Below are 13,349 nucleotides of genomic sequence, written 5' to 3'. Positions count from 1 at the left end.
AGATACCAGTTATTTTTTGGATTTGCTGGCCTTTGATTCTTTTGTGCTTGTTTTTGGTGATACGCCGCGTTTTTCCAGAAATTGAAAGATTGGATTTGGTCTTTGGATGGTCTTTTTAGGGAGTTCCATGTGTTTTCTGAGTTCGCCGACTATCTTTGAGACCTGAAATTTGCTTATGCCAAGCTTGTCAGCTATTTCGCTTGCCGTCATCTTTGCATAGTTGTCGTATACAAACTCTACATCATCTACTGTATAGGGCCTGCTTCTTTTTCCTGCCATGATATTATACTCCTTTCTTTTATTTTAAGAGAAAATTACTTGCACAAAGCAAATTGTCAAGTCTTTTTTAAAAGGGTTTTTATATTATTCATAAAGATACGAGTTCAAGCTCGATATATTGTTTTGTATTGCATGATATGTTTATGTCTATGCTGCACTTATGCGCTGTTCGATTCGCCGCTGCCATTTATATGGCGATTTGTTTCATCCTCTTTTTTCATCTTTTCACGGGATAGATAATATATTATACATGCCTGTCTGAAAGGACAATAATCCATTGGATGCAGGCATCCCTTCGAGATATCGGCTTCGCGATTGTCTTTTTGACAAAATCCATGAGTCGTCATAATCTTGCTCCGTGAAAGGCTATTGAATTTTTTCTCTAATACCTGTTATCTATCAAGGATTTTACTATACAAGGAGGAATGTTGAATGGAAGAGGCCAAGATTATCGTAATAGGGGCTGGACCGGCCGGTATAGCGACGGCCGTCGAGGCCGGTGCGGCGGGCGTATCCCCGGTTATGGTCCTTGAGAAGGCCGATCATGCATGTGACACCATTGTATCCCTTTATCACGAAGGCAAAAGGGTCGATCCGGTATTTCGGAAGATAAAGGTAGAGCCCATAGGAAAGCTCTCTTTTGATACCGAAACGCGGGAGGAGTTTTTGGCGAGGATCGACAAGGCTATAAAAGAAAACAGGCTCGACATAAGATATAAAAACGAGGCCAGGGGCGTCGTTCAGAAAGACGGCCTTTTCCATGTGACTACAAGCGGCGGGCTTGAGGTCAAGGCGCCGATCCTTGTGATAGCCATAGGCATATTCGGCAAACCGGTAAAACCGCGTTATCCCATCCCCAAGGAGGTCAAGGACAAGATATTTTATGCTGTCCCAAAGACACCGTTGACAGGCAAAAAGATACTTGTTGTTGGAGGGGGCGATTCGGCTGCCGAGACGGCCTGCTTTTTGTCAGATGCCAATGATGTAAGCCTTTCATATAGACGGCCCGAATTCTTCCGCCTGAACGAGGTGAATGCCTGCAATATCCATGACCTTGCCGCAAATGGTAAATTGAATCTCATGATGGCCAGCGATATCGAAGGGCTCGAACAGGCGGGCGAAGGGGTGCGTGTCCGCTTCAAAGATGGGAGGGACATGGTCTTTGACATGGTGTTTTATTGTCTCGGTGGTACGACGCCGAGGGCATTCCTTGAGTCAGTCGGTGTTGAATTCGACGGCGAAAGGCCGAGAGTGGATCAATATGGAGAGACGAATGTCAAGAGGATCTTTCTGGCAGGGGATTTGATGGTCGAAAAGGGATCGATAATGGCTGCGTTTAATTCGGGCAAGATCGTTATGGACGGTATACTTAGCCGTTACGGCGATCTGGTGAAATGATGCGGTTCGGCTAGAACCACCTCCAGCCGTGCATGTTGAAAAACGTAGCGGCTGACCTGACAAACATGACTATTGAGCGCAGTCCCTTGAGGGACGAGCGTCCACCAAAATGGATGATCCTGACGGAAGGTACATAGGCGATCCGCCAGTTTCTGGACAGTCTGAGAGAGAGGTCAAAGTCCTCGAAATAAAGAAAAAATCTGTTTGAGAAACCGCCTATCTCGTCAAGGGCGCGCCTGCGGCAGAGCATAAAGCAGCCGCTTGCAATTTTGATCGTGTCGATGTCACTTTGTTCGGTTACGCCGCGGAGTTCATAGTCGGCCAGGCGCCTTGCAAAGGGCGCGGCAAAGGGCTTTGGCGCAAAACCCCTTAGGAACAGCGTGAAGATCGATGGATATCCCTTGCACAGATATTGGCGGCTTCCGTCCGGCCAAGAGGCATAAGGCGTAAGGCAGCCTGTCTCAGGGTGTTTTGTCATGTAGAGCAGGGCGTTCGATAAAGCGCTTTCTTCCATGATTACGTCAGGGTTCAAGATAAGATGGTAGTCAGTCGAGCTGCTGGCGATCTCCTTTAACGCCATGTTGTGGCCGACCCCGAATCCTACGTTTTTAAATGGCCTTACTGATTTTAAGCTGTACGGCCAGATACGGTGGAGGCCGCCTCTCAAGAAGACATCCAGCCCGCCGCCAGGTCCGTTGTCCACAAGGACAAGGACTGCATGATCGAGCAATCCTTGTCTCTTGGCGTATTTTACAGCCCTGGAGAGGCTTTTTATTGTTTTTTGAAGGAGATGAAGGTCTGCAGCGTATGTTACTATGGATATGGAGAGGACTTGTTGGGCCTCTTTGATGGACTCGTTGGATCTTTCACCGGACAGGGTAGACACTTACCCGTTTTCTGTTTTGGGCGGTTTCGAAACGCACCTCACCGTCTATCTTTGCAAAGAGTGTATAGTCATTGCCCATTCCCACGTTGTGACCAGGATGGATCTTTGTGCCAACCTGACGCACTAGGATGTTGCCGGCGCGTACGATTTGACCGCCGAAACGCTTGACGCCTCTACGCTGTCCTGCACTGTCACGCCCGTTTCTTGAACTTCCGCCGGCCTTTTTATGTGCCATTAGAGACCTCCTTAGACCCTTATATCTTTAATTTCAATGGTGGTATAGGGCTGCCTGTGCCCCTTTTTGATCTGATAGCCCTTGCGTCTTTTCTTTTTCATCATTAAGATCTTTTTGCCGAGACCGTGTTCGGTCACGTTGGCCAGGACGGTGGCGCCCTTGACCAGGGGATTGCCAATCTTTATATCTGAGCCGTTCACGACCATCAATACGTCAGTTATCTCCAATTCACTTCCCACTTCTCTGTCGAGCCTCTCCACCCTCAAGGTCTCGCCGGTCGATACTTTGTATTGTTTCCCGCCGGTTTTTATTATCGCGTACATATTTCCTCGCTATCGTCAAAAATCGAACAACGCAAAAAGATACCATGAGGGCGCCATATGTCAAGGCTGAATTTCGCGATCCACCTCGGACCATGGGCTGACCTCGCGATGTGCCGAGGAACGAGGCGCATCGGATTGGTTGAACCGCGAACGGTGCGCTTCCTGCGTCAGCGCACCCTGCATCACTGCATCGCTATGTTTGGGAATGGCAATTTTATAATGAAGCCGCCCTGCTGTTTATTTCATGGGCTGCCAGCCGCCAAAGTCGTCTCCTGTAGTGGCTGCCGGGCAGGCGGCCAGGGCCACGTTTCTTGCGCTGTCCTGCTGGTAGTATTGTCTTGTGTCCGAGTCGTAGCCGTAGATCTTGTCGCCCCAGAGGTGCTTGGCGCAGGCATTGAAGGATGTGCCGTTTACGGCGAAGGGGGGGATTGTGACGTTGGCGTGGGGGGTGAAATGGAGGGTGGCGACGTCGGGTGCATAGGTGTTGTTGTCTGCAAACCAGCGCTCCTGGGAGGTAACGACCGACATGATGTCGCCCTTGGCCTGGTCGTTGTAGCCGGAGGCCACGAATGGCGTGTAGATAGACATTATGACTGCCGCAAGTATGCCTATCAGGGCCAGGGTGATCATCAGTTCGATCAGGGTGAAACCGCCTTGGTGCGCCTTGGTGTGATGGTGATGCGGGCAGGCTGGCATGATTACCTCCTTTATCTAAAAATCGCCCCACCGGGCAGTAGGGGCGCGGCATGCCGCGCCCCTACTGGGCTTGATGTCAGATGGTTATCTTAGTCTATGGTGTTAATGTGCATGTGATGTTGGTATTATATGCACCGGTGCAGGCGGCTGTATAGGTTGTCCCATCCTGTGTTTTGCCTGTAAGTGTGGAGTTAATTGCGGTGCAGGTGCCACCACCACTTGTAAAAGTTGTATCAGTTAAATAAGGAAGGGTGGGGGGGGTGGCGCATGAAACAAGGGCCGTGGGGTCAGCAGCAGTATCCTGCTGACAGGCCGCTGCATATTCCTGGGCGCACGCCCTTGCGGCGTCTATAAGCTTTGACGCCTGGGCCTTTCTTCTGTAGGCGTTATACTGCGGCAAGGCAATGGCCGCCAGAATCCCAATGATTGCGATGACGATCATCAATTCGACCAGTGTGAAACCCTTTTGACCGTTTACAGGCCTCTTTGCCATTTCCGCCATTTTAATTAACATCTTTTGTTCCTCCTTCTTACTTTTTTATTTTATTTATTTTTCTAAAAGATCCTGTCCCTTGTCTTTTCGGCTAACCGCGAACGGTGCGCCCCTACAAAGGCTGGGCCTGTCTGCGATGCGTCGGCGCACCCTACATCTGTCTTATCGGTCATGGCCCCGGCCTCCTTGATTTTTGCCCCACCCCCTTTCCAAGGCCTTGTCATTATATAGAGCAATTTGTATGCCAGCATCAGCCAACCATATATAGCGCCATCAAAAAATCCAACCACTAAATATGGTGGCGGCCTATTTGCCGCACTTACAAATTTTGTCATGTCATGACAATTTTTTGAAAACAGCCAGTCGTAGATACTGTTATCCATGTCAAGTGCCATGATGTAATATAATACCGTTGGTTGAGTCAAAGATTTATCCTATTTTTGAGCCGTAGTGCTTGGGCTTCAAGGCTTATAGATGGAAACATGGCGCCAGTTAAACGCCATGGAGGGCCGGATCGAACGGCTTACCAGACTTGAGGATGCCAAAGGCAACATGGATCAGTTTGCGCATCATGGCGCCAATAATGACCATGGGCGTCTTTCCTGCCGAGGCCAGGCGATCTCTGAACGCACGTCCCCATGCGGTCTTGGTGATGGCGACCATGGCAGGCATATAGAGCGCCTTACGCAAAAGCGTATGCCCCATCTTGGACAGGCGAGGTTTGCCACGGACGCTGCTTCCTGACTCATGTTGACGCGGATCGAGTCCGGCGAAGGCGGCAGCCTGTCTGGCATTTTCGAACCGAGGCGGCCCACCGTAGTACGACAGCAGCACAGGAATGGTTTTCTCGCCCAGACCGGGAATGCTGTCGAGAATCTCACGCTGTTCCTTAAGGTCGGGATCATTGTCGATCTTTTTGCGGATAGAGTCCTCAATCTCAATGATGGCTTTTCAGATACTCAAGATGCCCCTCAATATCTTTGCGTACTGCTTCGCGGGCCACCAGTAGACGATTTTTCTCCTGTGTGCACATGGCGTCCAGCGCCTGACGCCTGGCCACCAATGCCCTGAGTTCCCTGATGGCCGCAGAGGGCGCCTGCCATGGCTCCGGATGGTGAGTCACGCAATACTCGGCGATCAGTCTGGCATCCACACGGTCGGTCTTGGTGCGTACCCCGGAGGCGGCGCCGAACGCCTTGATTCTTGCCGGGTTAACGACACTGACCGTGAAGTCTGTATCGGAGAGGTGCTCGGCCACGGCCTCCCAATATGTTCCGGTCGCCTCCATGCAGACATGAAGGTCAGAAACATCATGCTTGGTCAGCCAGGCTGTAAGGGCCTCAAAACCCTGGACGGTGTTGTCAACGATCCTGCTACGAAACTTGCCCTCTGGAAGACGCAGGGCGCAATCCAGTTTGGCTTTTGCCACATCGATTCCAAGTGTGTGTCTCATAATAATCCCTCGCGCAATCAACCTTGTAAATGCGGGCTTCCGGCTATGCCGGGCCAAAGATACTGTCCGATTTCTCGCAAAAAGAAGGGGAAGACCGGCGCATTATCTACGCGGCGAGCTTTCAGCTCAAGGATGCGCACGGCGTCCGGTCTTCTCTCTCGGTCAAACCCGAGTAAAGCAACAACACGTTCACAATACAAGGATGCGCCGAGTTCCGTAGGGGCGCGGCATGCCGCGCCCCTACTCCATCACCCTCTCCTTAATCCCCGTCAACCGTCAAGGGAAGGGAAAGAGCATGGGGATTGAACTACACCCTAATAAGGAGGGGAAAGAACAGATAGGCCTTCCAGTATCCAACCCTCTTCCCTTGCGGGAGAGGGTTGGAGTGAGGGGGAAGAGATGGAGGTTTCCCGGCGCACATTGCGCACCTGTTTTGTTTACTCAATTCCCAATCTCTGCTATTATTTCTTCAGGTTGAATTGGACAAAGGAGATGCCCTGCCATGGAGATGGAGACCATAAAAAGGCGATGGCCGAGATACTTCTCCTGCAGCTTGTAACCATTGAATCCGGTTACAGGGAGATCAAGGTGGCCCTTGACGGTATCCAGAAGAGGCTCGATGACGTCAATATCCACCTGCCGACCAGAGCCGGAGGATAGACGAGACCAACCAGCGTATAGACGAGATCAACAACGACCTGGTGCAGCGCATCGACAAGGTAAACGCTGATCTTACCAAGCGTCTTGACGATACCAATAAGCGTATTGACAAGATCAATAACGACCTGATCCAACGTATTGACAAGGTGCACAACGACCTTATTATGCGGAACGACAAGTTGAATGAGCGTATCGACCAGCTTGCCCTGGCTGTCGTCAAGCAGGAGGAGCATTTGAAGATAGCAGAGAGGGTGACGGAGCTTGAGAAGACTGTAGTTGAGATGAAGGTCAGGCTTGCCGCATGATGCAGGGTCTCAAGACAAGCAAGGCCATGACCCTGATCCGCAGGTTGGCTTGGGATTTGGTGTTGAGGGCCGAGGAGGAAGGGGTGGGACTTTCCGCCTTTACGGTAGTCTTTCCAGGGAAGCGCCCTGCGTTTTATCTGAGAAGGGAATTGGGCAGACTTTTGAAAAGACCGTTTGTCCCGCCGCAGATCCTTGATATAGAAAGGTTCATGACCGCATTGGCCGCGACTGCGCCGACAGGGGTCGGCAGGAGGGAGGCGTCTCTTGTAGAGCTTCTATACCTCCTTTTTCGTACAGCCGTTCATACAGATGGGCGTGGATCGGCAGGTGGATTTGAGTCCTTTTCCCCTTGGGGAATCAGACTGATCAAGGCCTTTGACGAGTTCGGGGCCGGTCTTGTATCGCCTGAAGAGCTGGATAGGGCCGTGCCGCTTGCCCTTGCCGATGCAGGTTTAAGTGGAGAGGCCTGTGGGCTTTGGCGCGGGTTCCCCAATCTCTACCGTGCATGGATCGAGCGTCTTGCCGCAGACGGTCTGTGGACGCGCGGCGAGAGGTACCGTTTGGCAGCCGAGACGGCAAGGGCCTTGGCCAGCGGCGGGTCATACCCATTCCCATCCTGGATGGAGCCAGGTCGGCGGCGGGTGTGGCTGGTCGGGTTTTCTATGCTTACAAAGGCCGAAGAAGAGGTGTTTTCTTCGCTTTCAAGGCTTGATTGCATCAGAGAGGTCGCGGAAGGTCCTGAAGACGACCTCTCTTCTCATCCATCGCTCACGCTTCATATGCAGCCTGACCTTCATTCCCAGATATTCGAGGCACGCGGACTCTTTACAGGCCTTTCGGATCAGGGCGCCATCGGTCCCGATGAAGAGGCCATAGTCCTTCCAGATCAAAGCGCCCTTATACCTGTTTTGGAATGGCTGGTCAGCGCCAGAGGCGTGCCTTTCAACATCTCAATGGGGTATCCGCTTGCCCATACGCCTCCTGCTAGACTGTTGTGTCTCGTCTTGGACGCCCAGACAGGCCGCCGCAGTGACGCCTTCCATGTGCAGGAATACCTCGATGTGCTGCGTCATCCATATGTCAAGGGCTTAAGGCCCCTTGATGCCAGGGACCGCGAAGACCTGCCGGCCGAGGAGTGTTTCCGCAAGATTGTCCACAGGATAGAGGCCTGGGTTGCGGAAAAGAGGCCCATCTTTGTCAGGTGTGGGGATGTGCTGAAGGATCTTGAAGATGACGAAGGGGTGGGCGGCGTATGGGTCAGATTTCTGTCCGAAGTGCACAGGAGGCTCTTTCTGGACCCTGGGGAGGCGGCGGATGTGCGCGGTTTCGCAGCGGCCCTGATATCCATCCTTGATTTGATCGTTGATTCGAGCACCTGGCAGTCCCATTCCATGGCAGGGGAATTCATGTCGGCCCTGTATGAGTTTCTCGATACCCTGATCCAGGGTCCGATAGCTGCTGAACCGTTGACTGCAAACGGGTTTAGATTCCTTTTCCGCCATCTTGCCCGCGAAATCCATATCCCTTTCGTCGGCATGCCGTTGGACGGCCTCCAGGTCCTTGGCCTCATGGAGACAAGGTGTCTGGATTTCAAGAAGGTCCTGGTCTTTGATGTAAATGAGGGCATACTGCCGCCAGAGGAGGACATAAATCCCTTGCTGCCGCCTGGTCTAAGGCGCCGTCTAGGCCTGCCGGGCCGCAAGGAAACGGTCGATTTGAGCAGGAGGTATCTTCAAAGGCTCCTCTCAAGGGCGCAGGAGGCACATTTATTCTTTTCTGAAGGGGGTGAAAGGGTTAAGAGCCGTTTTATCGAGGAGATCCTATGGGAAAAAGAAAAGGCAGGCCTGATCCCTGTTGGGTATGATGTTAGACATGACGATGGGGTCGGATATCGGTCGGTTTGTTCATCCGGGGGTGCTGGACTGCCATCTGGACTTTTTGAACAATGCGGCGCGGCGGCGGTCTCCATGCCGAAGGACGGCGTAGCCAGCCTGCTTTCTTCCTTTATCTTTTCTTCGACCTCGATAGACACATATCTTTTTTGTCCGTTCAGGTTTTATGCGGCCTATTGCCTCGGCCTGAGACAGGGCATTGCAGACGTAGGCCGGGCCTTAGGTCCAGATGCCGTCGGGCGCCTGATCCACAGGGTGTTAAAGGAGGTGTACGGGCGTTGGCTCGACAAGGAGATGGTGTTTAGTGGGGATGAGTCCGTTGTGCTTGCTGAGCGATTGGATTGTGTGTTGAGGGAGGAGTTCGGCGGGAACGAGTGGCTCAATGCGGCCGTGGATCTGTTCCGAGAGGCCGCGTTTTATAGGCTGGGGCATCTCCTTAGGCTGGAGCAGGATTGGGTCAAAGGCCATATTTTGCTCGGGCTGGAAAGGCCGTTCGAGGCCGGATTCGATCTGGACGACGGGGTGCAGGTGAGACTGAAAGGTATCGTGGACAGGGTTGAAAGGGACAGAGGCAGCGTCTTGTGGGTTATAGATTACAAGACCGGGGGCGATATAAAGATGCCCAAGGGTAGGTATGCGACGGACTTTTCGAGGGAGGCCCTGAAGGCGACCATCGGCTCCTTTCAGCTTCCCATCTACCTCATTCTTTGTGACCGGATCTTTGATCTCAAGGGCCGGTGGGACCGAATGAATGCGGCAATTTATGAGCTTAAGGGCATCGGGGCCTCGACAAGACCCGATGATGTTAGAAAGGTCTTGTTCGGGACCGGAGACGATCATGAATCGCTCATGGATTCGCTATATCTACCTGCCCTTAAGTCCATCGTTTCAGAGATACTTGATCCCGAGACATCGTTTGAGCCTGACCCGTCGGATCCGGCTCAATGTCGCTCCTGTCCGTACAGCACTGGCCTTTGCAGGGCAGCTGTATAGATCGCCCTTTCGCTTTTTTATGATTGCGGCTAGAATCTCGATTAGCTGGATTGCGCGCAAATTTCTATCGGTAAGAGGTTTTTATGGGTAAAGGGTATTCAATGAAAGGCGTGCCTCTTCCAAAGGCGTATGATTTCAGTGCAGTGGAGCGCCGCTGGTACGGCGAGTGGATTAGCGCCGGGCTCTTCAGGGCGGATGCGGGTTCGGACCGGCCTGCGTTTTCCATGGTCATCCCCCCACCCAACGTGACAGGGGTATTGCATATCGGACATGCCTTGAACAACACGCTTCAAGACATCCTTGTACGCTACAAGCGCATGGACGGCTTCGATGTCCTTTGGGTGCCTGGTACGGATCACGCGGGCATCGCTACGCAAAATGTGGTGGAGCGCCAGCTGGCAGCGGAGGGCAAGACCCGTGACGATCTGGGCAGGGACGAGTTTATCGCGCGGGTCTGGAGGTGGCGGCAGGAGAGCGGCGGCCATATCATCGAACAGCTCAAACGCCTCGGCTGTTCATGTGACTGGAGCCGCGAGCGCTTTACTATGGATGATGGGTTGTCGCGCGCTGTCCGGGAGGTCTTTGTGAGGCTCTTTGAAGAAGGGCTCATCTACAAGGGCGATCGCATCATAAACTGGTGCCCGAGATGTCATACTGCCTTGGCTGACATAGAGGTCGAGCACGAGATGGCTGATGGCCGGATCTGGTATATAAGATATCCGGTCTCTGGCGGTGGAGGCCATGTGACGGTGGCCACCACAAGACCTGAAACCATGCTCGGCGATACGGCTGTTGCGGTCCATCCAGACGATGTGAGGTACAGTGCCGTTATCGGGCGGATGCTCCACCTTCCTTTGATGGAACGCGACATCCCGGTGGTGGCGGACGATACGGTCGATCCGGCATTTGGTACAGGCGCGGTCAAGGTTACGCCCGCCCATGATTTCAATGACTTTGAGACGGCGAGACGCCATGGCCTGCCGGCCATAGACATCTTTGACAAGAATGCCCACATCAAGCCGGGGTTCGGCCCTTATTCAGGTCTCGACCGCTACGAGGCGAGAAAGAAGATCATTGAAGACCTCAAGGCCCAAGGGCTTCTGGAAAAGGAGGAATCTTACAGTCTTGCGGCTGGTGGTTGTTACCGTTGCAAGACTACGGTCGAGCCTAGATTGTCGAAGCAGTGGTTCGTGAAGGTCGCCCCGCTTGCAGGGCCGGCGTTAAAGGCGGTCTTGAATGGAGAGACCAGGATCATGCCGGCTTCATGGATCAAGACCTATGAGGAATGGATGACTAACATCCGCGATTGGTGCATCTCGCGCCAGATTTGGTGGGGGCACAGGATCCCGGCCTGGGAGTGCAAGGCATGTGGAGAGCTGATCGTGGCGAGGGAGACACCTAAGACATGTCCAAGATGCGGCGGTTTGGAACTCATCCAGGAGGAGGACGTGCTCGATACGTGGTTCAGCTCGGCCCTTTGGCCGTTTTCGACCCTGGGCTGGCCTGATGAAACGCTGGAGCTCAGACGCTATTATCCGACTTCCGTGCTCATCACTAGCTTTGACATCCTTTTTTTCTGGGTGGCCCGTATGATGATGATGGGGCTGCACTTCATGGGGGATGTCCCGTTCGTGCATGTCTATCTCCATGCGCTGGTGCGCGATGGATCGGGTCAGAAGATGAGCAAATCCAAGGGGAATGTCATAGATCCTATCACCATTATGGACAGATATGGCACGGATGCGGTGCGCTTCACTTTGTGTTCATTGGCTGCACAAGGTCGGGACATCAAGTTGTCGGAGGAGAGGATTGAGGGTTACAGGCACTTTGTAAACAAGATCTGGAATGCCGCAAGGCTTGTGTTGATGAATCTTGGGGGCAGGCATGAGGCCTTGGACGCTGCAAGGGTGTCCGGTCTTACAGCCCTCGCCGGTCTCGATCTCGCCGATTGTCTTTACGAAAAGTGGATACTCTCGCGTCTCAGCGCCGTCATCGCCAAGGTAAGGGCTGCATTCGACAACTTTGATTTTGATGTGGCGGCAAGGGAGATGTACCAGTTTTTTTGGCATGAATTCTGTGATTGGTATCTCGAGCTTGCAAAGCCATCCTTTTCAAGCAATGACGCCGCAAAAAAACGGACTGCGAGGGTCGTTTCGCTCATAGTGCTCGACAACAGTCTAAGGCTCTTACACCCAATCATGCCCTTTGTGACAGAAGAACTTTGGCACAGCCTCCCGGGCAGACAAGGTTATATCATGACCGCTCCATTTCCTATGTCTTCGCCTGAGTTCGATTCCCCTGAGGCCGAGGCCCTGGTCAACGGCCTTATCGAGGTTGTGACGGCCATAAGAAACATCAGGGCCGAACTGAATATCCACCCAGGGGCCGGGGTGAAGGTCATGGTGATCGCCCATTCGCAAAGGGCAATGGACATCATGGAGTCTCATGGGCCTGCCATATCCACGCTTGCCAGGGTTGAAGAAATCGTCTTTCTCCCTGTGGGCGGGAGGAGACCTTCGGGTGCTGCGACCGTGATCCTTGAAGACCTTGAGCTATTCGTGCCGGTCGAAGGCCTTGTTGACATAGAAGGTGAGATCAAGAAGGCCACAAGGGAAGAGAAAAGACTCGCCTCCGAGATTGAAAAGGCCATGACAAAACTTGCCAGAGAGGATTTTCTTTCAAAGGCCCCACGTGAGATCATTGAAAAGGAGCGGGAGAAGCTCAAGAGGTTCGAGGCGCAGATGGAAAAGATCGTAAACCACAAAAAGATGCTTGAATCCGCCATAGGATCAAGGGATAGAGATGGACAGGCGTTTCTATGAAGGGATAGTGGCGCAGGCGCTCCGTGAGGATATCGGGCACGGGGATATCACTACTTCGCTTTGCGTGCCGCGGGATGTCAAGGGCCGTGCCGTTGTCGTTGCCAAGGAAGACTGTGTCGTTGCCGGGATATTTGTCGCTGAAGAGGCCTTTTTGCAGTGCGACCCGGATTGCAGCTTCCCGATGGCCCTTAATGAGGGCGCAAGGGCCAACAGCGGCGATGTGGTGATGGAGATACAGGGCAGTCTCCAGGCCATCCTTCAGGCGGAGCGCACGGCCTTGAATTTCCTGCAGCGGCTCTGCGGCATTGCAACCCTGACCAGGCACTTTGTAGAGAAGATAGGCGGCCTCCCCTGCCGCCTTGTTGATACCAGAAAGACCACCCCGTGCCTGAGGGTGCTTGAAAAATACGCGGTGCGGGCAGGGGGCGGCTTCAACCACCGCTATGGGCTTTCAGACGGCATCCTCATAAAGGACAACCACATAGCGGCCTGCGGTTCCATAAAAGAGGCCTTGTCAAAGGTCAGGGCCTCATGTCCACATACGCTCAAGATCGAAATCGAGGTCAGTACCCTGGATGAACTAAAGGAGGCCATCGATGCCGGGGCGGATGCAGTGCTTTTGGACAACATGGATGTCAAGACCTTGACAGAGGCCGTGGCCATGGCCCGCGGTTTAAAGCCAGGCCTCCTGCTCGAGGCCTCGGGCGGCGTTTGCCTTGAAAACGTAAGGGATGTGGCCGGAACCGGGGTCGATATCGTGTCTGCAGGGGCGCTCACCCACTCGGCCAGGGCCGTTGATCTGAGTCTCAGGGTGATACGTTTTGCCTTTGCGGATGGCCATTGTCTCACCCCTTCAAGTTCGGCATCTAGCAGGGGATCGGAGAGCTCGTCGACCTGCAATTGACAACGAGGAA

General features: G+C 53.2%; 14 protein-coding genes and 1 pseudogene. 7 read left to right on the top strand and 8 right to left on the bottom strand.

Translation table 11 applies throughout. The annotated features are described in order from the left end of the window. Window positions 1-9 precede the first annotated feature (9 nt). Complete coding sequence (locus tag LGS26_RS01295) at window positions 10-279, bottom strand: MarR family transcriptional regulator (protein ID WP_237888873.1); 270 nt, start codon at window positions 277-279, stop codon at window positions 10-12. Window positions 280-711: 432 nt separating this feature from the next. On the opposite strand from LGS26_RS01295, the gene LGS26_RS01290 reads away from it, so the two are divergent. Beyond that, complete coding sequence (locus LGS26_RS01290) at window positions 712-1,677, top strand: NAD(P)-binding domain-containing protein (protein WP_237888872.1); 966 nt, start codon at window positions 712-714, stop codon at window positions 1,675-1,677. A gap of 10 nt (window positions 1,678-1,687) precedes the next feature. On the opposite strand, the gene LGS26_RS01285 is transcribed toward LGS26_RS01290, so the two are convergent. From LGS26_RS01285 to LGS26_RS01255, 7 genes and pseudogenes are all read right to left on the bottom strand, one after another. Continuing rightward, on the bottom strand, window positions 1,688-2,563 hold the full coding sequence (locus LGS26_RS01285) for a glycosyltransferase (RefSeq protein ID WP_237888871.1): 876 nt from the start codon (window positions 2,561-2,563) through the stop codon (window positions 1,688-1,690). Continuing rightward, a complete protein-coding gene (gene rpmA, locus LGS26_RS01280) occupies window positions 2,544-2,798 on the bottom strand; it encodes a 50S ribosomal protein L27 (protein WP_237888870.1) in 255 nt (84 codons plus the stop codon). The genes LGS26_RS01285 and rpmA overlap by 20 nt, the downstream gene beginning before the upstream one ends. 11 nt (window positions 2,799-2,809) lie before the next feature. Then, window positions 2,810-3,121 (bottom strand): 50S ribosomal protein L21, encoded by a 312-nt coding sequence (rplU, locus tag LGS26_RS01275; protein WP_237888869.1) that lies wholly within the window; start codon window positions 3,119-3,121, stop codon window positions 2,810-2,812. 237 nt (window positions 3,122-3,358) lie between these two features. Then, window positions 3,359-3,817, bottom strand: a complete 459-nt coding sequence (locus tag LGS26_RS09720) for a type IV pilin protein (RefSeq protein WP_330873307.1) — start codon at window positions 3,815-3,817, stop codon at window positions 3,359-3,361. Between the two features lie 94 nt (window positions 3,818-3,911). Beyond that, window positions 3,912-4,331: a prepilin-type N-terminal cleavage/methylation domain-containing protein gene (locus tag LGS26_RS09715; RefSeq protein WP_330873306.1), complete on the bottom strand. Its 420-nt coding sequence runs from the start codon at window positions 4,329-4,331 to the stop codon at window positions 3,912-3,914. Between the two features lie 41 nt (window positions 4,332-4,372). Further along, window positions 4,373-4,735, bottom strand: a complete 363-nt coding sequence (locus LGS26_RS01260; protein WP_237888868.1) for a hypothetical protein — start codon at window positions 4,733-4,735, stop codon at window positions 4,373-4,375. A 67-nt stretch (window positions 4,736-4,802) separates the two neighbouring features. Further along, window positions 4,803-5,763, bottom strand: a pseudogene (locus tag LGS26_RS01255) (IS110 family RNA-guided transposase). 29 nt (window positions 5,764-5,792) lie between these two features. Here LGS26_RS01255 and LGS26_RS01250 point away from each other — a divergent pair. The 6 genes from LGS26_RS01250 to nadC all read left to right on the top strand — a co-directional run bounded on the left by LGS26_RS01250 (window position 5,793) and on the right by nadC (window position 13,339). Beyond that, window positions 5,793-5,939, top strand: coding sequence for a hypothetical protein (locus LGS26_RS01250; RefSeq protein ID WP_237888749.1), 147 nt, complete (start codon window positions 5,793-5,795; stop codon window positions 5,937-5,939). A gap of 223 nt (window positions 5,940-6,162) precedes the next feature. Then, the gene (locus LGS26_RS01245; RefSeq protein WP_237888867.1) at window positions 6,163-6,423 is read left to right on the top strand and encodes a hypothetical protein; all 261 of its coding nucleotides are present in this window, start codon (window positions 6,163-6,165) and stop codon (window positions 6,421-6,423) included. A 41-nt stretch (window positions 6,424-6,464) separates the two neighbouring features. Then, window positions 6,465-6,728 carry a coiled-coil domain-containing protein gene (locus LGS26_RS01240; RefSeq protein ID WP_237888866.1) on the top strand — a complete coding sequence of 88 codons (264 nt, stop codon included), beginning with the start codon at window positions 6,465-6,467 and terminating at the stop codon, window positions 6,726-6,728. Then, the gene (locus tag LGS26_RS01235) at window positions 6,725-9,613 is read left to right on the top strand and encodes a PD-(D/E)XK nuclease family protein (RefSeq protein WP_237888865.1); all 2,889 of its coding nucleotides are present in this window, start codon (window positions 6,725-6,727) and stop codon (window positions 9,611-9,613) included. The genes LGS26_RS01240 and LGS26_RS01235 overlap by 4 nt, the downstream gene beginning before the upstream one ends. 101 nt (window positions 9,614-9,714) lie before the next feature. Continuing rightward, window positions 9,715-12,435: a valine--tRNA ligase gene (locus LGS26_RS01230; protein WP_407932048.1), complete on the top strand. Its 2,721-nt coding sequence runs from the start codon at window positions 9,715-9,717 to the stop codon at window positions 12,433-12,435. Further along, window positions 12,416-13,339 carry a carboxylating nicotinate-nucleotide diphosphorylase gene (nadC, locus tag LGS26_RS01225; RefSeq protein ID WP_237888863.1) on the top strand — a complete coding sequence of 308 codons (924 nt, stop codon included), beginning with the start codon at window positions 12,416-12,418 and terminating at the stop codon, window positions 13,337-13,339. Before LGS26_RS01230 ends, nadC begins: the two co-directional genes overlap by 20 nt. Window positions 13,340-13,349 lie beyond the last annotated feature (10 nt).

Source organism: Dissulfurimicrobium hydrothermale (assembly GCF_022026155.1).
In the GTDB taxonomy this organism is placed as follows: Bacteria; Desulfobacterota; Dissulfuribacteria; order Dissulfuribacterales; family Sh68; genus Dissulfurimicrobium; species Dissulfurimicrobium hydrothermale.
This window is presented reverse-complemented; position numbering and strand designations above follow the sequence as displayed.